The sequence below is a fragment of the Vreelandella indica genome, assembly GCF_037070225.1.
Taxonomy (GTDB): domain Bacteria; phylum Pseudomonadota; class Gammaproteobacteria; order Pseudomonadales; family Halomonadaceae; genus Vreelandella; species Vreelandella arctica.
The window spans coordinates 78149-98883 of sequence record NZ_JBANSO010000012.1; the positions used below are offsets into that span (position 1 = coordinate 78149).

Genomic DNA, 20735 nt, shown 5'->3' on the forward strand with positions numbered 1-20735 from the left:
TACTTGGCAAAGTCTATTTTGCAAAGATCTGGCTCATATCTTTGAACGCCTTGAACTCCAGGGCGTTTCCGCAAGGGTCGAGCAGGAACATAGTGGCCTGTTCGCCCACTTCGCCTTTGAAACGTACGTAAGGCTCAATCACAAATTGTGTATCCCGCGCTTTCAGTCGCTCGGCCAGGGCTTCCCACTCATCCCACTGCAAAATCACGCCGAAATGCGGTACTGGAACGTTGTGACCGTCCACGGGATTGGTATGAGCGCTCTCTTGTCCCGGCGTTTTGGGTTGCTCGTGAATGACTAACTGATGGCCGAAGAAATTAAAGTCGACCCACTGCTCACTGGAACGCCCCTCTTCCAGGCCAAAAACGTCATTATAGAATGCCCGTGCCAGCGCAACATCGTAAACAGGAATCGCCAAATGGAAAGGTGAAAGGCTCATCGTCATCTCCAGCTTAAGTCGGTTTATGGGGATTGAGTGACACTTTGTGCTGCCACGCTGTATTCATCCTAGGGCGACGCATGGGAAAATAAAATCAATAACTATTTGGCTGATTCACAAAAAGGATTTATCAATGATCCGTGAGCTAAAGACGCTGATCGCGGTTGCCCAGGAAGGCACCTTTGCCGCAGCGGGTAACAAAATTGGCCTGACTCAAGCAGCGGTCAGTGCGCAGATGAAACGCCTTGAGGGAGAACTAGGCCTTGCCCTGTTTGAACGCAAAGGGCGTGCCGCCATATTGACCCAGCGAGGGCAAGAGACGTTGAAGCAAGCCCACGCCCTGCTGACGCTCTATAGCACGCTGGGCGTATCCATGTCAGGCCAGCCAGCCACACAACGGATCAATATCGGCGCCATCGCCTCCATCCAGCGCTCGCTACTGCCTGATGCACTCGCGCGCTTTCATCACGCTTATCACGATTGCTGTACCCACGTGGTACCGGGGCTTTCCATGGAACTGGTCAATCAGGTCGACGCTGGCGAACTGGATATGGCAGTGATAATTCGCCCGCCCTTTTCGCTACACAGTGATTTGCGCTGGACACCCCTAGCTCACGAGCCTTTTCGGTTAATCGTGCCGCCGAATATCAACGGCGACCAGTGGCGGGAACTGCTCTCCAACCAACCGTTTATCCGCTATGACCGTGCCTCTTTTGGGGGCAGACAGGTAGAGCGCTTTCTACGTGATAACCACTGCAATGTGCGCGAGGTATGCGAAGTCGACGAACTGGAAGCGATCATTAAGCTGGTCGCCAAGGAGGTAGGCGTGGCGCTGGTTCCCGAGGCCATCGCCCATTCACGCTGGCCAACCGGCGTGCGTGCGATTGATTTAGGCGAGCGTACCTTTCATCGTGATATAGGGCTGATCCATCCTACCAGTGGTCATTTGAGCGAACCCGCCCGAGCGCTTGCCCAATTGATTGGCGAAACGGCAGAACAACCTGATAATTGTGTTTAGCACGCAATCAAAGCCACAGGAGTTAATGCATGAAACCAGAGGATCTGGAAAAGCTAGTCACCCGTACCATGCCCTTTGGCAAGTATGAGGGCCGCCTGATCGCCGACCTCCCCGGCCCCTATTTAAACTGGTTTGCCCGGGAAGGATTTCCTTCTGGCGAGATTGGCCAGCTGCTTCATCTAATGCATGAAATCGATCACAACGGGCTTGGCCCGTTGCTTGACCCACTGCGTAAAACGCCCAGCCAGCGCGGCGAAACTTAACGTTGGCAATCTTCGCGCTCGTTGAGGGCGCTCTGAAACTCAGCCCGGTAAGCCGACTCGTGGAGGGTCGGGTCTTTGGGAAAACGGCCTAAAGCGACAGCTAACTCAAAGAAGCCCGTAGCGGGTAACCCATCGCCCCGGCGGCTGACGACTAAGGCGGCGATAAAAGGTGTTTGTTGCGCGGCGTCTTCACGCATTAACTGCTCAAGCGCTTGGGTAACTTGCCCAATGGTGCGCGGCGGCGTCAGCCCCAGCTCGGTGGCCACCTGCTGGTAGGTCATTGGCAGGGCTTCTTGCGGTGCGCTGAGAAGCAACTGACGTAAAGCGGTTACGTGATCGGTCATGTATATCCTATCGTCAGGTATTAAACGTTCAGATTGCCAATTGGCGTTGTATTTGTGCTAAGAATAGCTGGAAAGGATAGCTCAAAAGAATCGCTGAATACGATGTGACAAGGAGAGAACATGGCAATGCAACTGAAAGCGTCACACCCACGCGGTGGCCGCTGGCCAGGTATACTGGCAGGTTTAGCCATTCTGCTGCTTGTAGTGGCGGTACTGATGATGGCGGGCGCTGGCCCGGCTTATCGGGGCGAACTTATCAGCCTGGGCGAGGCGTTTAACTTACTACGTAACGGCGTCTATGCGGCGGGTGGAGCGGTGGCAGTCAGCATCGTTACGCTGCTGCTGAGCATACTGGCTCGTCGCTTCACATCAGCCTTGATGGCCTCGCTGGTCATTATCGCTGCGGCGGCGCTGCTTTTTGTGCCTTGGCAGCACTGGCAACGTGCTCAAGAGGTACCGGCCATTCACGACATCACCACCGACACCCAGAATCCACCTGCTTTTGAAGCCTTAGCCAACGCACGGCGTGCTGCCCCTAACGCGGTCGATTACCCTGGTGAGGCAACCGCCCAGCAACAGCGAGCAGCCTACCCTCACCTCAAGCCGATAATCGTAGATGACTCTCCGCAAACCGTACTGGCAGCTGCCCAAGCAGCAGCGGAAGAGTCTGGCTGGCGTATCGCCAGAATTACCGACAATCACATAGAGGCCACCGCAACCACGCGCTGGTTTGGCTTTGAGGATGACGTGGTTATTCGCTTAACCGAGCTGGACAATGGTGTGCAGGTCGATATGCGCTCGGCATCACGCCTGGGCGCAAGCGATGTGGGCACCAATGCAGCACGTATTGAAGAATTTTTAAGTGCGCTGGAAGCACGGCTCGAATAACGGCTCTACTTCTTTTCCAGCCCCCTTATCAGCCGCCGTTTTTAATGTAAGGAGTCCTGCCTGTTGCAAGTTTCACGCGCTAAAATTTGCTCCGCGTCCAGGGTGGCGATGGGTACCTGGTGCTGGATTGGAATATCGCCGCTCAATTGAAGCGCTTGGTAACGCAGGGCGCAAACGCGTAAAAACGAGGTGAAGTTACCCAAATCGTGCCCAGCATCGATCGATTCATGATACAGCCGAGTAATCATTTGGGCGGTATTCATTCCATCTCGCTGGGCGATCTCTTCGAGAATGTGCCAGAAATAGTTTTCCATCCGCACACTGGTGACCATGCCATCTATACGCAGCGAGTGCGTCGCACTGCGCCACAGCTCGGGGTTAGCTTGAATAAAGAGTTTACACATGGGTGTTGCCTCTCAGCGTAATCTGTTCAAACGTGTGTTCAAACTACAAGCATAGCGGGGAAAAACATAGCGCGCCCAGCCGGGGCTGGGCGCAAAGGTAATTATGATAGTGCGGCTAGCTTTACTTATTTAACAGTGCCATAAATTGCGCCAGCCATGCCGGGTGGGCAGGCCACGCGGGAGCGGTGACCAGGTTGCCATCGGTCACCGCATCCGTCACTTCCAAATTGGCGAAGTGACCACCAGCAAGTTCTACCTCCGGCTGGCAGGCCGGGTAAGCGGAGCACTGCCGGCCCTCAAGCACTTTTGCAGCAGCCAATAGCTGCGCACCATGGCAGATGGCCGCCACGGGCTTGTTGGTCTCAAAAAAGTGCTGAACCATCGTCAGGACTTCCTTGTTGAGACGAAGATATTCCGGTGCGCGGCCACCCGGTACAACCAGGGCATCGTAATCGGCAGGGTTAGTGCTGGCGAAATCAGCATTCAGTGCGAAGCGGTGCCCAGGCTTTTCAGAATAGGTTTGATCACCTTCAAAGTCATGAATCGCGGTTGCCACAGTATCGCCCGAGGCTTTACCAGGGCAGACAGCATCTACCTGGTGGCCGACGGCCATAAGTGCTTGAAACGGCACCATGGTTTCATAGTCTTCAGTGAAATCGCCGGTGATCATTAAAATACGCTTGCTGCTCATCTCAGTACTCCTTTTACCTATTTATCTTATGGTTATTGATCGAGTGTGTGAGCACACGCGAGGCGTGTGAGATGAGACTAGCAAGCGCTTTCCACCAGCAGGTAGTAATTGCTTACTACGTTGTAATTTCTTCCTTCTGTGGGAGTGACAGATGACGCTGTCCTGCCGTATCGCTTACCCGAAAGCGCCCTACCAGTGAATGCATATCACCGGCACGATCATCCAGTGTATGACTGGCTGTCGTGGCTTCTTGTACCAAGCGGGCATTTTGGTGCGTCACCTGATCCAATTGCGAAATCGCTTGGTTGATCTGGTCAATGCCTGCCGACTGTTCGTGGGTCGCCCCAGCGATCTCGGTAACATAGCGCGTCACCTCACCCAGGCTATCAATGATCTCCTGAAGGTGCTTACTGGATGCGTTGACGAGTTGCTCGCCCTCGCTCACCTTAGCAACACTGTCGTCTACTAAATGACGAATTTGGGCCGCCTCCTCAGCGCTGCGTCCCGCTAACTTACGTACTTCCTGAGCCACCACAGCAAACCCGCGCCCCTGCTCGCCAGCCCGGGCGGCTTCCACGGAGGCATTTAGCGCCAACAAGTTAGTTTGGAAGGCAATATCGTCGATGGCTTTAATAATAGAGGTGATTTTTTCACTCGCCTCACGGATATCGCCCATTGCTGCCGTGGTACGCGTTGACACATCCCCTGCGGCACGTGCACGTTGATCAACGTTGCCACTGGCGTCTTTCGCCTGGTCAGCATACTCAGCCGTTTGCTTCACGGTAGCGGTAATCTGTTCAAGACTTGAGGCCGTTTCAGCCAGCGACGCTGCCTGTTGATCGGTACGCTGGGAGAGGTTTTCATTACCTGCTGCAATTTGACGGCTGCTGGTGGCGATAGCTTCGGCGCTTTCTCGTATCTGCGCCACCATGCTCTCAAAGGTATCCATCATGTTATTAAACGCTTGAGCCGTCTGGCCTACTTCATCGTTGCGTTTAAGCTCAAGACGCTTGGAAAGATCAGCGTTCTCGCCAGCAGCGCCACTGATGCTTTCCATCTGGCGGCGCATTGCCACGAGCGGGCCCAACACACGCACCATTGTGCGCCAGCCAAAGATAGCAAGCAGCGCAATCACAATCAGTGTGACCATAATCAGTAACGAACGGCCAGCATTGGCTAACGTTTCCGCCTGGGTCGCGGCACTGTCAGCCTGTGCCACGGTATACGCTTCAACGTCACTTAACGCCGAGCGCATCTGCGCCATGGCTTGAGCGACATTGGTGAGCGCCGCTTGTACTTGTTCATGGAGTGCAAGCTGCTGCAAACGAAGCGCATAGACAGCGTTATCATCAGACACCATCAGCCCTTGCAGCTCGACAATAACCTCATCAAGGTTATTAATTAGCGCACGCTGCTCTACTTCGGTACTGGGGGCGCTGGCGATTGCCGCCAACGACTGACGAGCAAGCCCGACCTGCTGGGCAATTTCATTATGACGCAAATTGACCAGCGCATCGGAGCTCTCTATTTGCATCATTTGGCGGCCAAGATCCGATAGCTGCGCTAATGCCATGCGCGCGTTACCGCTTAAGCGTCCAACATCTGCTTGCGCGGTAAACATATTGTCAAGTAGCTGAGTAGGCAGCGTGGTCATACCATCTTCACGCCAAGCTTCCATTAACTCACGCTGTTCACGGTCGTTGCGCACCTGGGCTAATGCCGTACGACCGGCAATATCTTCAGCGCTAAGCATCACCTGCGAGACTAGCGTTTGCATGGCACTAATGCGTTCAGCCATCTGCGTTTGCAAACTCAGTTCTTCACGGCGAATCGCCTCAAGCGCCGTATCGCCAGCCAGTAACGCCTGATAATGACTATCCAACTCACTCAGGCTCTCGGCGTGATCAACCCCGCTCAGCCCTTGGCGGGCGTTATGAAAGCGTTCATCCAATGCGGTTTGTGTGGTGACTTCATCAAGGCCTGCTGCGTTTTCAGCGGCAAGTAGATCCGCATGGCGCTGACCAAACGCGCCCATGGTGAGCACCATGCCCCGGCTGGCATCCTGAAGCGGTAATACCTCACCGGTGATATAGCGCTGCGAGTCGATGAGCCGTTGGTTGGTAGTCCAACCTGTTGCTGCTAGCACCACGGCGCCAAGCACTGCCGCTAGGAACAGGCTGATCAACATGGCTCTAATACTTAACGTTTTTTTCATTATCTGATTTCACTTGTGTCAGGGTCTTACAGGTAACTTAAGCCTAAATGCGGACGCTGTTACGGTAACAGGCTCGCCCACTCCACCGACTCAAAACGGCCGTTTGTGATAATGGTTGGCCATACTGCATCGCTGGCTTGGTGATCATTACGCCCAAGGCTGAGCGGCTCTTCCAAGCCAATATCGATGCTACCCAGACCAAGCAAGCCATCCACAATAGCGTCACGATCTGGCTCTGCACCCGCCGCCTTGACACCTTCCACAAACAGCTTCGCCGCCAGGTAGCCTTCAAGGGAAATAAAGTCAGGCTCACTTCCCCGTGAATGCGTGGCTAGCGCCTGGCGGTAGGCTTCTACAGCGGGTAGGTCGGCATCCAGAGGCGGCACGACTTGGGTAATAATCACGCCTTCTGACAATTCGCCAAGTTCATCCATTAACGCTTGGCTGCCAACGAAAGAGACGTTCAGAAACACGGCATCTGGTAGGTCGTTGCGTGCTTCACGAATGAAATCTGCCGCGGGCCCGTAAGTGCCCACGATAATGACCGCCCGAGGCGTCACCGGCGCTTGCAGAATGGTTGCCAACCCTTGGTGAATATTGCGCGTACCACGGGTAAATCGTCCATGTGCCAGCGCAGCGGTATTTTCAACGCCATGGGAGGTTAACGCTTGGATAGCGCCATTGTATCCTGCGTCGCCAAAGCTATCGTTCTGGGTAAAAAAGGCAATTTCCTCGGGCAGAACACCCGCTTCCAGCAGCCCATCCACCATCGCGGCGGTTTCCTGCACATAGCTGGCCCGGTAATTGATCACATAGCAGTCGGGCGGTGTCTTGCGCAATACGCCAGCACCTGTGAACGCACCATAAAGCAGCGTTTCATACTCGTTATAGATGGGAATGGTAACGGTGGCCGTCGGCGTACCCACGTTGCCGATCGCCGCCAACACGTCATCTTCTTGAATCAGTTGGCGGGTATTGCTGGCGGCTTTAAGTGGTTGGTATTGATCATCGCGCGCGATCAAGGCAAGTGTTTCACCATTCACCCCGCCTGCTGCATTAACCTCGGCAAAATAGGTCTCGATACCTTTTTGCATACCCAGCCCTAAAGGCGCAGCGCCACCGCTGGAAGGGGCGACAATCCCAAACGTAAGCTCTGCCTGCGTCAATGGTGAAACCAACAGCCCAGCGAATAACGTTATCCTCAACAACCTCGTTTTAATCATTTGTTTTTTAAAACATTTTTTTATTAACAATAGCGTTCCCAGTCGTTGCATTGATCTGCTCCTTGCTAGCTAGATCACTTCTCCACCCTATAAATGGCATGTTGAAAAACAGACAATGGGAACCATCGCATGCCTCCTACATTACCGATCTGTTACCTATTACTATCGGCAGCAGAATATACGACTAAAGGTTAGTTATCGTTAATTGCTAAGTAATTATTATTACCCACTGTGTAACTGCATTGACATAATGGGAAAAAATAGAAAAATAACATTAAAAATCATAATATTATGTAAATTAAGCAGCTGCTAATCAGGACGCTCTATCGCAAAACGATCGCTAATGCGGATGTAATCACTGCCCGCTAGGCGACCTACTGGTTTGAGAAGATCCATATCCACATGGCGGCCGTCCCATAGCGCGTCATCAATATGAATAGAAACCACTTGCGCCAGTACTAACGTACCTGCCAAGGGTTGGTCACCGAACCGAATCATATCGAACAGTTTGCAGCCAAACGCCACAGGCGCATTAGCAATCCGCGGAACGCTCACGCCCGGCATAGCAGCCTTTTCAAGCCCGGCCAGGGTAAACTCATCCTCTCCTGGCGGCAGGCTGGCACTAGTGGTATTGAGCGCTTCAATTAACGCTTCACTCCCCACATGCACAACGCATTCTGCAACGTCATTTAAATTACGCACCGTATCTTTAAGCTCACCGCTGCCATTGAGCAGTGGTGAAAACGCCAGCACCGGCGGGTTGACGCTAGCGACATTGAAGAAGGAGAACGGTGCTAAATTAGTATTTCCCTGCTTATCCTGGGTAGACACCCAGGCAATGGGCCTTGGGCAAACAACGCCAGATAACAAGCGGTAAATAACACCGGGGCTTAGGGGGGAATCATCTAACAGATAGTTACTCATTTTGGGCTCCTTGACGGTTAGTGTTCAGGTTAGTATCACTTTATAACAACAAGGCCCACTAGGCCCTGTTTTACTATTACCGATGCGACCAGTTTAAGGAATCCTCTCTATGAAGATTGTCATTGCCGATGACTACCAGGACTGCGTGCGCCGTTTAGATGCCTTCAAGCAGCTAGAAGGCCACGATGTGACGGTGTATCACGACACATTAACCGACCTAGACGGGCTGAGTGAACGGTTCCAGGACGCCGAGGCGTTAGTGCTGATTCGTGAACGCACGCCTATCACGGCAGCCCTACTGGCGCGCTTGCCCAACCTGAAAGTCATTAGCCAAACGGGTGGCGGTGCAGCGCATGTGAATATGGCGGCTTGTCGCCGCCATGGCGTCACTGTCATGGCGGGCACTGGATCGCCTTATGCAGCGGCAGAATTAACCTGGGGTTTAGTCCTGGCGGCAATGCGTCATATACCGGCAGAAGTTGAGAACCTGAAAGCGGGCCGCTGGCAGTGCACGTTAGGTACCGGCCTTAAAGGACGCACACTAGGCATTTTTGGCTACGGAAAAATCGGCAGCCTAGTGGCACGCTATGGTCAGGCGTTTGAAATGAACGTGTTGGTGTGGGGTCGGGAAGGCACCCGCCAACGCGCCGCTGAAGCCGGGTTAGAAGTAGCCGAAAGCCAAGCTGCGTTGTTTCAGCGCTCAGATGTGCTAAGCCTGCACCTTCGCTTGAACGACGAAACCCGCGGTATCGTCACTGATGAATCACTCGCCCAGATGAAACCTACATCTCTGCTGGTAAATACTAGTCGTTCACAGTTAGTGGTGCCCGGTGCGCTTGAGCAGGCGCTTATAGCTGGGCGCCCTGGTCAGGCAGCGGTGGATGTCTTCGATGCGGAACCGGTCATTGAAAACTCGTTGCTGGCATTGCCTAATTTAGTCGCCACGCCTCACCTTGGCTATGTAGAAAAAGATAGCTATGAGCTCTATTTTGGCGATGCCTTTAGCAACCTGCTAGCTTACATGGATGGTCAACCGATTAACAATTTAGCGGGCTAACGGAGCGCGCTAAGTAGGCTAACCATCCCCGTCTCTGTGCCAATTGTGCTAGCCTTATGGGTTCACAAGTAACACAGGGGCCATTAATGCTCACCATTTCTAATAACGTTACCCTGGCTGATTGGGAGATTGATATCAGCCAAATTCGCGCCCAGGGTGCTGGCGGCCAGAACGTCAATAAAGTCGCTTCAGCAGTACATTTACGCTTTGATATTCTGAGCTCTACGCTGCCGCCTCTGTATAAAGAGCGCTTAATGGCGTTATCGGATCAGCGCATTAGCAAAGAGGGCGTGGTAATTATTAAAGCCCAGAGCCATCGAAAGCTTGAACTCAACAAAGAGGATGCGCTGGCACGTTTAAAAGAGCTGATTCAGAGTGCCACCAAGCAGCAAAAAGTACGCCGCCCCACCAAGCCCACCAAAGGCTCGCAGCGCCGTCGTGTTGATCACAAAACCCGTAAGGGAAAAATTAAGTCATTGCGCGGTAAAGTGTCGGCGTCATAATGCGCCAGCCAGTTCTTCAGAGCCTATCTTAATGAGCACATATTCTACCGTCCGCCCACTCTCGCCGTGCGTGCAGATCTGCCAGATCGAGCCATCCACTTCATTGTGCAATGGCTGCGGCCGTACGCTAGATGAAATTGCTGTCTGGGGCGCCATGACCGAGGCCGAAAAAGCCCCGGTATGGGAACGCTTGGAAAGCGAAGGCTATGTCTCTGATGGCCATGTTTCTAAAGACTACGTTTCCAAAGACTAAGTTTTCACAGACTACGACTCTAAAGACAATGCCGCAGGCTGATGACGGTCACTCAAGATATGATGCAACTCACCGCACGCCACCATCGGGTCATCACAGTTGATCACAATATCCGAGCGCGACAACACGTAACTGCGGCCGGTAATGGTATTTTCCACCACTTGGTAAGCGCCTTCCTGATGCGTGCCAATGAAGGTGCCGATAAACCCCGTTTCACGCAGTGAAACCGTCTCTAGTTTGTCGCCTATACTCAAACGCCCTTCATAGTTCATCAATGCCAGGCGTGCCGAGGTACCAGTACCCGTTGTACTACGGCAAATAACGCCAGGATGAACATAGGTGGTTGAGCGTGAACGTATATAACCTTCCGTTACCTTCTCTTCAGGTCCCATAAAGTGCAAAAACGGCAGTGGCCCTACGTCACCCAGCGTGTAGTGGGAAAAGCCTCGCTGCGCTTTAATCGCTTCGACGATTTTATAGGCACACTCGGATAGCGCACGCTCTTCATCACGCGTCAGTTTAAAGCCCAATTCAGTGGCATCCACTAACGCATAAAAACCACCGCTGTAGGCGATGGAGTATGTGACATCACCAATGCCCGGCACATCAATCGTATCGCGATAGGTGTCGATATAGCTGGGCAAGCCGCCACAGGTAACTGACTCCACCACGCCGTTATGCACTTTGGCTTCGATCTGCACCAAGCCTGCCGGCGCTTCCAGCTTAAAGCGCTGTATCCCTTCCTGCTTGGGCACAATACCGCTCTCCAGCACAGCTGTCGCGGTACACAAGGTGTTAGAGCCAGAGTAAATGGGATAGCCCATTACTTCCATAATGATATATCCCGCGACCGCTTCCGGGTGGCTGGGAGGCACTAACAAATCGACTGACATTTCTGGAATGCCGTAGGGCTCTTCAAGCAGCAAGCGACGTAAACCGTCGGCGTCATCGCGCAGGTACTCCATCTGCTCGCGCACAGTGGCGCCAGGCAAAATATCGATGCCACCGGTGACAATACGGCTAACATCGCCACCGGCGTGAGTATCCATTAACTGGATGGTATGGAGGTTAGGCACTAGTGGCGCTCCTGAGCGTCAGAAGAGGAATTTTCGAGGGCGAACGGAGCACCATGAGAGGCCCACTGGGCATCGGGAACAAGCACAATTTTACCCAGATAGTTGCTGTCCCGATTAACAAAATAGCGCTCGGCCGCATGCAGATTGGAAAGCTTAAATGCCGCATGAAGCACAGGCTTTAATTCACCGCTGCGTATCCATGCCACAAGCTGTTCAGCCTCTTCACGGGTGCCGTGGGAAACGCCAAAAATCTGCACTTGGTACAGATAAACGCGCGTCCACATCATTTCGCTCAGATTGCCACCGCTGGCACCAGCAATGGAAAGGCGCGGGTAGCTCTTGCGCCCCTGCATATCAACAATCATGGTGTCGATAAATAGATTGGTCATTTCACCGCCGACCAGATCCATCACCGCATCGATCGGTTTACCGCTGGTCGTTTCCAGCACGCGATCCACAAACGTCGGCAAGTCGCCACGGTCAATCACCGCTTCTGCGCCTAGTGCTTTGAGTGCGTCAGCTTTGTCTAGCTGGCTTACCGCATAGGGAATAGCGCCCACAACGCGGCAGAGCTGAATCAGTGCGGTCCCCACGCCACCGCTGGCACCACTGACCAACACGCGCTCACCAGCACTCACCTTGGCGGCGGTCATCATGTGGTAAGCAGTTTGATACGAACACATGCCCATTGAGGCAAGCTCTGCATCGTGCAGCTCAGGGTTGGGCACGTGATAAAACTGATCAGCAGGGACAGCGATATACTCAGCAAAACCGCCGTCGGCGCCATGGCCGTAGTAGTCAGGGGTGAGGTTAATATCACGGCGCTCGTCGGCGTAGATATTAAAATCGAGCAGCCCTCGCTGGCCAATGCGCTTTGCGTCGACCCCCTCTCCGACCGCCACGATACGACCTGCCACATCGGCCCCTTGAATACGCGGGAAGGTAAGCGTCGGGGTGCCGCCCATGGCAAAGGAAGTTACATCACCTTTATCTTTGGTGGGGTAAAGGCCTTCACGCGCTTTTCGGTCAGTATTGTTCTTTGCCGTAGCAGTCACCTGTACCAGCACTTCGCCCGCCTTGGGCTTAGGTGTAGCGACATCCGGATGGTACTCCAATTTGTCGATACCGCCATGTCCAGTCAATAGCATGGCGGCCATCGTCGGCGGCACCGTGTGTTCAGTTTCGGCCATGAGCTGACTCCTTAATATGGGTATATTGGCGCTCAAATGACAATAACAAACTCTTGCCGAGTCTCAAAAGCCATATAAGCGGCAATGGCGGCAACGCGTGGTTGCGAGGCCGCCAGAAGAACAAAGCACACTTATTAATATTAGCCAATACAGATATTAATTAAACATAAGCATTAGCTAAAGACAGGGACACCAATCAACGCGGTGTGCAAGTAAAAAGCAAAGACGACATACGCCACCAGCCCGATGAGTACGGTAGAAATAGTAGCCATTTTCGTGGTGCTAACTGGCGCAGCTGGCGTTAAACGACCACGCTTTTTGGCAGCTTTAAACGCCAGGATTGCCCAGATAAGAAAGGCTGCAAAAAAAATAATATCGCCTAAGCGGCCGTTGGCTAGCAGGTGAGCAAACGCCCATATTTTCACTGACAGCATCATCGGGTGGCCAAGCTTGGCCTTAATAGCATTATGGGGAACATAAGCCGCCACTAGCATAATAAAGGCAGGCAGCATGAGCAGCGCGACCGCATGGCGCATTCCCATGGGTGGTTGCCACACATAAATGGGGTCAAGGCGCATCTGGCCAAAGCCGTAAATGGCAATTGCCAAACCGATCACAGACACTGCCGAGTAGGCTATTTTCCACGTGGTTTCGCCGAATTTGGCAATTTGCTGCTGACGCCAATTTTCAGCGAAGATACGTACAGAGTGACTGCCTAAAAAAATCAGCAGCCCGATGATCATAATGGTCATGAAAAATGCTCCCAGTGAAAATGCTAGTCGACGGCTTGATGCCTTATAGTCTTGGTCGCTGCAGAGGATGCCACACTCACCCCTCAACCACCTATGCATGCGTCAACTTTTCGTTTCCTGGCGAATCGTTCACTGACGAGCTTAGAACCAGTGTTTGCGTTTAAATAACCAAATCAATATGCCGCCGATGCCCAGCATTGCTCCCAATACAAAAAAGTAGCCGTACTCATAGCGCAGCTCGGGCATATTTTCGAAGTTCATGCCGTAAATCCCAGCAATAAATGTCAGGGGTACAAAAATTGCGGTAATAACGGTGAGAACACGCATGGTGATATTTAGCTGATGAGAAGAAATAGAGATATAGCCATCGACTAAGTCACCACAAATGTCATAGTACATTTGGGTCAAGGTATAGAGACGTTCAAAGCGGTCCGCCACATCGTTAATAGCGTGCAGGGTTTCGCTCTCTTCTCGGGGCAGATGCTCGTAGTCATAAGCCGTCAGTTCTTGAGTAATGCCTTTGTGGTAACTAAAAATGCGGCGCATTTTGACCAATCGAGAGCGATAAGTAATGATTTTGCGCATCAAGACATCGTTGCCGTCTTCTAACAGTTCATCCTCTAGATCGCTTAATTCAGTTTCAAACTCAAGCAGGCTATCGATATAAAATCCGGCTGAGATATACATAACGCGCAGCGCGACCTGCTCCGGCGAATGCGCCAAAAGTGCTCTTCCGTGCTCGTTAAATAGCCGCTCAATGCTTAACGCTTCACCAGGATGGAGCGTAACCAAAAACCGTTCGCCCACAAAAAAACAGACCTGTTGAGGCAAATAGTTCAGCTCGGCATCGAATGAGGAGATGCCGCGATAAATAATCAGCGTATGGTTATCAAACTCTTCTATTTTAGGCGGATGACGCTCTTTATGGGCATCTTGAATCGCCATCGGGTGAAATTCGAATGCCTCTAAAATCGACCGTTCGCTCTGCTGGGTCTCCCCCTGCATATCAATCCAAATATGGCTTCCCGGCGTAGCCCGCCACACAGCTATCAGGCTTTCACCGCCCTCATGGGTCTCGCCTTCAGGCGTGGTCAGAATAGTTCGAATCATGATCGTCCTTGAATATTTCCGGTCTCGGGGTTTGTACGAAAAGTCGCTGAGCGAAGACCAGACTAGGCAAAAATAGGCGAAAAAACGGAGTTTACAGAGTGTAAATGAGTATTTTGAGCCGATTTTTAACAACGTATGGGCGAGCGCAAGCAGTTTTCGTACCAAGCCTAAGAAGCACTATCCAAAGGCTGCACTATACGAACTTGGGCTTTTCCCAAGCGCTTGGCATCATACATGGCAACATCGGCTCGCTTTAATAGCTCGTTGGCCGTTTCAGCACTAGTCGGCATGTACATGACAACACCTATGCTTGCACTGATATTCAGCGCCGCATTGCCAGCAGCAAACGGCTCTTCAATCACCTGTATTAATTTTTTAGCCAACGGCTCAATCGCCATGGACTCACTGCCTTCTAATAGCAAGACAAACTCGTCTCCGGCCCACCGCGCTATATAGTCGGTTTCACGGACGGCCCCCGCCAATCGTTTAGCCATCACACGCAGCAGCTCATCCCCCATGGCATGGCCATGAGTGTCGTTAATCGCTTTAAAACCATCCAGGTCCATGAATAAAACTGCTAAGGGCTTTTGAGTACGCCGAGCGCGGGCCATCGCATCAGGCAGGCGTTCATCCAGGGCGCGTCGATTCGGCAGTTTGGTTAATACGTCTTCACGGGCCTGTTGATCGCGCAAGCGCTCTAGCTGCTGCCGTTCGGTAATATCATGGATAAAAAGACTGCGTCGTTCGCGGCCATCAATGGTCAATGTCTTGATGCGGACCTCGACGGGCAGTTCCTTGCCATCATGGCACCGCGCTGTAAAGGTGATAGGGGCTTGATCACTCTCAGTTGGCAAGCCATTCGGAAAGAGTAGTTGTGTGATTGGCCTTGCCAGCACCGCCTTGCGTGGCCAACCAAACATTAGCTCAGCCGCTCGATTCCAATCCAGAATAACGCCCTGTGAATCAACGCTGATATAGGCGTCATAGGCGGATTCAATGACCAGGTTGAGCTCGTTGGTGCGCCGTTCAATTTGGCACTCCATACTGTAATGAAGCTCGCTCAACGCTCGCTGAGATTCCTGTGCTTTTTTTCTCTCTCGGATCAGCCGCTCACGCAGGCGAATTTCATCAGTCACAATCGCCGCTAAATCTTTCAAAGCCGCCAGTTCCTGCTCACTAAGAGTACGAGGTTTAATATCAATCGCGCAGAGGGATCCCAATGCAAGTCCATTGGAGGTGCACAGCGGAATACCCGCATAAAAGCGAATCCCATTCGGGGCGGTCACATGGGGGTTTTGCGCAAATCTAGGATCCTTGCGTGCATCTTCAACAATTAACGGCTCTGAGGCCGTCACTGTATAAGCGCAAAAAGCCACATCTCGCCCTGTCTCGCGGGTTTCCACGCCCACGCGCGACTTAATCCACTGACGCTCAGCATCAATCAACGTGATCGTTGAGATAGGCACATTTAGTAACTGGGTAACCAACCTGGTGACGCGATCAAACGCCGGTTCATCCGGGGTATCTAATAGTTCAAGCTCATAAAGAGCGGCTAACCGCGCCTCTTCATTAGATGCTATGGGGTAGCTCATTGTCATGTCACCCATTCAGGGAGGTGTAGGTCTACCAGCATATCGCGACCAGCACTTTTCTGCTTACTGCTTATTATTTTTACTCATACTCGCGAGCAACACACTAACCAGCGTAGAGGCGACTATCGCGCCGACAAACGGCCCCAGCGTAGGAATACTGCCTGGAAAACTGGCAGCTACCACTCCCGCGATGAGACTGCCCTGACCGAACCACCCTGGAATAATGGCACCCAGCAATCCTGCAACGCCTCCCGCAACAGCCGAAAAAGGGGTCATGCGCTGCCACAGACCTAGCAGCACAGGCACCACAATGGCAGCACACAGTAAGTCAGCAATCAGGAATAGCCGCAGTACCGACAGCCCCTGCAAAGCAATCACTACCACCGGTATCATCAATGCAATCGTGACCCAGCGGGCAGCGGCGATGGAAACACCCCGCTGTTCGCTGCGCGACACCACCAGGGAAGCGATACCATTTTGTAACGTATCCACACTGGAGGCCACCAAGGTGACTGCCAGCACTAAGGCAGGTAGCGTCAGCCAAGCTGGGGCCTTCGTTAGCAGGGCGAAAAACGGCATCGGCGGCTCGCCAAGGGGAACCCCACTCATTGTCGCCAGCATGCCCAAACCACCAATTAGCATCACGACGACGACGGTCATACCGCCGCCTAGCCAAGCGCCACGGCCCAGGCTTTGATCATCCCTCGCCGCCCAAACGCGCTGCCAATACCCTTGATGGAAAAGGTTCGCTGCGGTGACGGCGATGACCAGCGTTAACGCAACGCTTAGCGCGCTGGTAACGGGGATGGAAGGCAGCGTTGCCTCGCTAGGCATTGTGGGTAGGCGCCATAACGTAACGCTACCCACCGCCAACAGAAGCGCTAGCAACAGCCATGCCTGCCATCGGTCTGTGGCAAGGCTGGCACGCAACCCGCCAACCGCGGTATACACCAGGGTGGTGAGGGCAACGCCAATAATCACCAGCGCGGGCGGCACATCTGACAATAGCGCGGTGATTGCCCCAATGGCGGTGAGCTCCGCTGCTAGAAAGCAAGCCATATAGCCCACCGAAACCAACGTTACCCAGCGCCGCACGCCTGGGCCATAGCACGCCTCTGCAAACTCGGCGATACTGCGCCCTTCCGGCAACGCACGGCGAATTTTTGGCCCGTAGAGTCCTAATACAATAAACGGCAGTGCCGACCCGAGCGCATAACCTGCTAATGCGAGGGGGCCAACAAAGGCGCCAATTTCAGGCGGGGCAAAGAGTATCCACGCCCCCATGCCGGAGGCAAGAAAGGAGAGGCCCAGGGTTGAAGCCGTTTGTGAGTTGCGGGCCGTCACATAGTCATCAACGGGACCATCCACCCAGCGAGCCCGTAGGCCTAAAAAAGCAAAGCAGCACAGCGCCGCGCCAAGCACGGCTGACGTCAGATATAGCATGTCGCACTTCCTCCGCCGGTACGAACCGGATCAGGTTCCAGGGTCTGCGCAGCGCGCATTCTCAGCCCTTGCAAGCAGGGCTCCCCTGGCGACAGTGAATGAAGACGGTATCGTCAACCAAAAACGCGTCTTAGTAAAGTTTAAGGTGTGTTGACAGCCTCAGCGCGGGGCACTCGCCCCATCAGATAGAACTCCTCATTGGGCGGCGTACCCGCCAGGGTGACCAGTCGATTCGACAAACCAAAAAATGCCGCAATGGCGCCTATATCCCAGCAGTCCTCTTGGCTAAAACCTTCTTCCCGCAGGCGTGTGCACCACTCATCGGTCATTTCACCGACATCAATGGCACAGTGCATGGCAAAGTCGAGCATGGCGCGGTGGCGCTCACTAATCGGCGCCACACGATGGTTGATGGCGACCTGATCCGCAAGCAGCGGGTCTTTGCTATAGATGCGCACCAGTGCCCCATGCGCCACCACGCAATACAAGCAGCGATTCCGCGCACTTGTAGCGACCACAATCATCTCTTTCTCGGCTTTAGTGAGCGAGTCAGATTCACGCTCCATGAGCGCATCGTGGTAGGCAAAGAAAGCACGAAATTCAGCAGGACGATGGGCCAACATTAAAAATACATTAGGCACAAACCCTGCCTTTTCCTGGACGGCCAAAATAGCGTGGCGAATATCGTCGGGCAGATCATCTAACGTTTCTGGTACCTTAAAACGGCTTAATGAAGCAGACATAATCACCTCTTTATTGTTAAGTTTAACCATCTCATAAAAACGGCTTAGCCTTTACGTAACAAAACGCTAACTTAAGTGACTTTTAATTAGCGGCCCTGCTCGCCATACTGACGTAACGACCTGCAATAGCTGGCATAAACGAACCGCGCGCCTAACGCTTAATAATCAGTTCGTTCAAAGGGACACTGACATGAGCCATAACGAAGCAAAAGAACACATCTCCGGTCGTCTAAACGAACTGTTTGCTGACCCCTACCAAGCGTTTGAAAATGATACGGATGAACGCCAGCTACATATTCGGATCATGCTACATATGTTACTTGCCCGCCCAATGACTCGGGGCCAAATGACCTTGAGAGTCATTCATGGCTGGGAAAATGGTGGGTTTGAGCCCGACGACCTGCAGCATGTCGACTACACCCTCAGTGACGTTTCAGACTTCAAACGAGCAGTGCAGGATTTTGAAGACGCCTCCAAGCACAACACGCCTTTACCTGCTGACCAAACCGCCATTCTTGCTGCCCCGCTAGCCGATGCGATTGCAGAGGCGAAAGCCGAGGGCCAAGACCTCACCAACGGCATTCGTCATACCCCAGCGCGCTGGCCAGCGTTTGAAGGCGGCTTGGCACTCTATACGCTGTTTAAAATGTACCACCGCCTGATTTATGGCGAAGATGACACCTACCGCTGCTCGCAATGCATGACGCCGCTTGGTTTGCGCGAAATACATGAGTTTCACCTCGAAGAAGGTGAGTTCGCGCTGCTGGTGCCGCCTGCCCAGGACTTCATGAACGAACACTCCCTGCTGGTGCTGCATGAAAGCCAACTTGGCCCCATTGAACAACTGTTGGAAGAAAGCTTGCCGTTGTTTGATAACTTTTAAATCACGATATGTCGGTTCATCGGCTTGGCTTTGGCCTCGCCTGCTATCAATTGACCCCGCTTAATGCGGGGCCAGCAACAGGCATTTAATAGCGCTTCATTTAGCCAAGCGAAATCGTACTATTAATGCCACTAGAAACATTCTCTGGTTCAAACCAACGCGCTGTGACGGTTTTGGTTTGCGTCCAGAAGGCAATCGCCTGTTTGCCGTTAGGCCCTAAATCCCCCAGCTTTGATGCCCTCGAACCGGTGAAGCTGAAGTAGGCAACAGGCACGGGGATGGGCACGTTAATACCAATCTGGCCCACATCGATATCGGTTTCAAAACGGCGAGCAATCCAACCAGAGTTAGTAAAGATAGAGGTGCCATTGCCGTTGGGGTTGGCGTTGATAAATTCGATCGCTTCATCGAGGGTTTCAACACTGACCACGCACAGTACAGGCCCAAAAATCTCTTCGCGGTAAATGGTCATATCCGCAGTCACATCCGCAAACAGAGTGGGACCCACGAAGTTACCGTTGGGGTAGCCGTCCACTTGAACATTGCGACCATCGACCATCAGTTTGGCGCCCTCTTTTTCGCCTGCATCGATTAAACGCAGCACACGATCACGAGCAGCCGGCGATACCAGTGGCCCTAAATCGGCATCCAACTGGATGCCCGGCCCCACTTTCATTGCCCGCGCCGCCTCAACAATGTCGCTTAGCCATTCGCGTGCCTCACCGACTAGCACCACCACCGAGTTGGCCATGCAGCGCTGGCCAGCCGCACCAAAGGCTGAGCCCAACAGGTTGTTAATCGCCTGACTGCGGTTAGCATCCGGCATCACCACGCAGTGGTTCTTGGCCCCCATCATCGCCTGCATCCGCTTGCCCGCTGCGGCGGCGCGGTTATACAACAGCGAACCCACGTGGGTAGAGCCAATGAACGAGAGCGCTTTGATATCCTGATGATCAGCAATTTGATTAGCCACATCCGGACCACCGTGTACCACATTGAGCACGCCGGGCGGGATACCGGCTTCGTGGGCCAGCTCGACTAAGCGCATAGTGGAGCTAGGATCTTGCTCTGAGGGTTTGAGAACAAAGGTATTGCCGGTGGCAATCGCCAGCGGAAACATAAAGCACGGCAACATAATGGGGAAGTTGAACGCGGTAATCCCTGCGCCCACACCCAATGGCTGATGCATGGTGTAAACATCCACCTCGTTGGCAGCGTTTTCAGCCAGCTCTCCCAGTTGCAGCGAGGTAATCGAGCAAGCGTGCTCCACCACTTCCAGGCCACGGCCTACTTCACCTTCCGCATCCGGCAGGGTTTTGCCGTGCTCTTCGGTAATCAGTGCCGCCAGCTCTGCAGTATTGTCACGAATCAACGCCTGAAGCTTAAGCATGATGCGCATTCGCTTGCCAAGCGGCACTTTTCGCCACTCCTTGAAAGCCTCCTTGGCATTACTGATGGCATGCTCAACTTCGTCAGCGGTGCAAAACGGCACCCGCGCAACGACCTCTTGTGTAGCGGGGTTAACCACATCGCGCCATTCCTGACTTTGCGACGGTACGGGCTGACCATTGATATACATGGGTATTTCGCGAACGGACATAACGTTGCTCCTGTTTATAGTTTTGGTTGTGGTGGCTGTGATGGTTGTGGCTATGGCTGTAATTGTTATGGCTGCGATTGCTGTCATAAAGCAGTGATTGCCTGCGCATCGCGGTAAGCAAGAA

General features: G+C 53.1%; 22 protein-coding genes and 1 riboswitch. Of the genes, 7 read left to right on the forward strand and 15 right to left on the reverse strand.

All coding sequences use genetic code 11. The features are described 5' to 3' along the window. Window positions 1-13 precede the first annotated feature (13 nt). Window positions 14-439: a VOC family protein gene (locus tag V8L71_RS10290; protein ID WP_336268553.1), complete on the reverse strand. Its 426-nt coding sequence runs from the start codon at window positions 437-439 to the stop codon at window positions 14-16. A 133-nt stretch (window positions 440-572) separates the two neighbouring features. Here V8L71_RS10290 and V8L71_RS10295 point away from each other — a divergent pair, with 133 nt between their 5' ends. Together V8L71_RS10295 and V8L71_RS10300 are read left to right on the forward strand one after the other, a co-directional pair. Then, a complete protein-coding gene (locus tag V8L71_RS10295) occupies window positions 573-1457 on the forward strand; it encodes a LysR family transcriptional regulator (protein WP_336268552.1) in 885 nt (294 codons plus the stop codon). A gap of 29 nt (window positions 1458-1486) precedes the next feature. After that, window positions 1487-1720 (forward strand): DUF3820 family protein, encoded by a 234-nt coding sequence (locus V8L71_RS10300; protein ID WP_022522550.1) that lies wholly within the window; start codon window positions 1487-1489, stop codon window positions 1718-1720. Here V8L71_RS10300 and V8L71_RS10305 read toward each other — a convergent pair. Then, on the reverse strand, window positions 1717-2064 hold the full coding sequence (locus V8L71_RS10305; protein WP_336268545.1) for a hypothetical protein: 348 nt from the start codon (window positions 2062-2064) through the stop codon (window positions 1717-1719). The genes V8L71_RS10300 and V8L71_RS10305 overlap by 4 nt on opposite strands. Window positions 2065-2184: 120 nt before the next feature. Between V8L71_RS10305 and V8L71_RS10310 the strand changes: the two genes are divergently transcribed. Then, window positions 2185-2952 (forward strand): DUF1499 domain-containing protein, encoded by a 768-nt coding sequence (locus V8L71_RS10310; protein WP_336274060.1) that lies wholly within the window; start codon window positions 2185-2187, stop codon window positions 2950-2952. 41 nt (window positions 2953-2993) lie between these two features. On the opposite strand, the gene V8L71_RS10315 is transcribed toward V8L71_RS10310, so the two are convergent. From V8L71_RS10315 to V8L71_RS10335, 5 genes are all read right to left on the reverse strand, one after another. Continuing rightward, a complete protein-coding gene (locus V8L71_RS10315) occupies window positions 2994-3356 on the reverse strand; it encodes a ribbon-helix-helix domain-containing protein (RefSeq protein WP_101145647.1) in 363 nt (120 codons plus the stop codon). A gap of 121 nt (window positions 3357-3477) precedes the next feature. After that, the gene (locus V8L71_RS10320; protein WP_008957362.1) at window positions 3478-4047 is read right to left on the reverse strand and encodes a DJ-1/PfpI family protein; all 570 of its coding nucleotides are present in this window, start codon (window positions 4045-4047) and stop codon (window positions 3478-3480) included. 115 nt (window positions 4048-4162) lie between these two features. Beyond that, on the reverse strand, window positions 4163-6262 hold the full coding sequence (locus V8L71_RS10325) for a methyl-accepting chemotaxis protein (RefSeq protein ID WP_336274061.1): 2100 nt from the start codon (window positions 6260-6262) through the stop codon (window positions 4163-4165). Between the two features lie 59 nt (window positions 6263-6321). Next, complete coding sequence (locus tag V8L71_RS10330) at window positions 6322-7467, reverse strand: ABC transporter substrate-binding protein (protein ID WP_336274062.1); 1146 nt, start codon at window positions 7465-7467, stop codon at window positions 6322-6324. A 327-nt stretch (window positions 7468-7794) separates the two neighbouring features. After that, window positions 7795-8409, reverse strand: coding sequence for a flavin reductase family protein (locus tag V8L71_RS10335; protein WP_008957365.1), 615 nt, complete (start codon window positions 8407-8409; stop codon window positions 7795-7797). Between the two features lie 109 nt (window positions 8410-8518). On the opposite strand from V8L71_RS10335, the gene V8L71_RS10340 reads away from it, so the two are divergent. From V8L71_RS10340 to V8L71_RS10350, 3 genes are all read left to right on the forward strand, one after another. Continuing rightward, window positions 8519-9466 carry a D-2-hydroxyacid dehydrogenase family protein gene (locus V8L71_RS10340; RefSeq protein WP_336268541.1) on the forward strand — a complete coding sequence of 316 codons (948 nt, stop codon included), beginning with the start codon at window positions 8519-8521 and terminating at the stop codon, window positions 9464-9466. A gap of 86 nt (window positions 9467-9552) precedes the next feature. Beyond that, the gene (gene arfB / locus V8L71_RS10345) at window positions 9553-9969 is read left to right on the forward strand and encodes an alternative ribosome rescue aminoacyl-tRNA hydrolase ArfB (RefSeq protein ID WP_101145656.1); all 417 of its coding nucleotides are present in this window, start codon (window positions 9553-9555) and stop codon (window positions 9967-9969) included. 31 nt (window positions 9970-10000) lie between these two features. Then, a complete protein-coding gene (locus V8L71_RS10350; protein WP_336268540.1) occupies window positions 10001-10222 on the forward strand; it encodes a DUF1289 domain-containing protein in 222 nt (73 codons plus the stop codon). A gap of 11 nt (window positions 10223-10233) precedes the next feature. Here V8L71_RS10350 and V8L71_RS10355 read toward each other — a convergent pair whose 3' ends face one another. From V8L71_RS10355 to V8L71_RS10385, 7 genes are all read right to left on the reverse strand, one after another. Next, a complete protein-coding gene (locus V8L71_RS10355) occupies window positions 10234-11298 on the reverse strand; it encodes a proline racemase family protein (RefSeq protein WP_176301921.1) in 1065 nt (354 codons plus the stop codon). After that, on the reverse strand, window positions 11298-12488 hold the full coding sequence (locus V8L71_RS10360; protein WP_336268539.1) for an alcohol dehydrogenase catalytic domain-containing protein: 1191 nt from the start codon (window positions 12486-12488) through the stop codon (window positions 11298-11300). Before V8L71_RS10360 ends, V8L71_RS10355 begins: the two co-directional genes overlap by 1 nt. Window positions 12489-12661: 173 nt before the next feature. Beyond that, window positions 12662-13240 carry an NnrU family protein gene (locus V8L71_RS10365; protein WP_336268538.1) on the reverse strand — a complete coding sequence of 193 codons (579 nt, stop codon included), beginning with the start codon at window positions 13238-13240 and terminating at the stop codon, window positions 12662-12664. A 141-nt stretch (window positions 13241-13381) separates the two neighbouring features. Next, a complete protein-coding gene (locus tag V8L71_RS10370) occupies window positions 13382-14350 on the reverse strand; it encodes a magnesium transporter CorA family protein (RefSeq protein WP_336268537.1) in 969 nt (322 codons plus the stop codon). Between the two features lie 167 nt (window positions 14351-14517). Beyond that, window positions 14518-15942: a sensor domain-containing diguanylate cyclase gene (locus V8L71_RS10375; RefSeq protein WP_336268536.1), complete on the reverse strand. Its 1425-nt coding sequence runs from the start codon at window positions 15940-15942 to the stop codon at window positions 14518-14520. 63 nt (window positions 15943-16005) lie between these two features. Further along, window positions 16006-17385, reverse strand: a complete 1380-nt coding sequence (locus V8L71_RS10380; RefSeq protein ID WP_336274063.1) for an SLC5/6 family protein — start codon at window positions 17383-17385, stop codon at window positions 16006-16008. Then, window positions 17375-17482, reverse strand: a riboswitch (TPP riboswitch). It overlaps the preceding gene by 11 nt. Window positions 17483-17525: 43 nt before the next feature. Continuing rightward, window positions 17526-18128: a peroxidase-related enzyme gene (locus tag V8L71_RS10385; RefSeq protein WP_336274064.1), complete on the reverse strand. Its 603-nt coding sequence runs from the start codon at window positions 18126-18128 to the stop codon at window positions 17526-17528. A gap of 190 nt (window positions 18129-18318) precedes the next feature. Between V8L71_RS10385 and V8L71_RS10390 the strand changes: the two genes are divergently transcribed. Beyond that, window positions 18319-19011 carry a hypothetical protein gene (locus V8L71_RS10390; RefSeq protein WP_176301914.1) on the forward strand — a complete coding sequence of 231 codons (693 nt, stop codon included), beginning with the start codon at window positions 18319-18321 and terminating at the stop codon, window positions 19009-19011. Window positions 19012-19111: 100 nt separating this feature from the next. Here the strand turns inward: V8L71_RS10390 and V8L71_RS10395 are convergent, their stop codons facing one another. Continuing rightward, the gene (locus V8L71_RS10395; protein WP_336274065.1) at window positions 19112-20611 is read right to left on the reverse strand and encodes a CoA-acylating methylmalonate-semialdehyde dehydrogenase; all 1500 of its coding nucleotides are present in this window, start codon (window positions 20609-20611) and stop codon (window positions 19112-19114) included. Window positions 20612-20735: the final 124 nt, after the last annotated feature.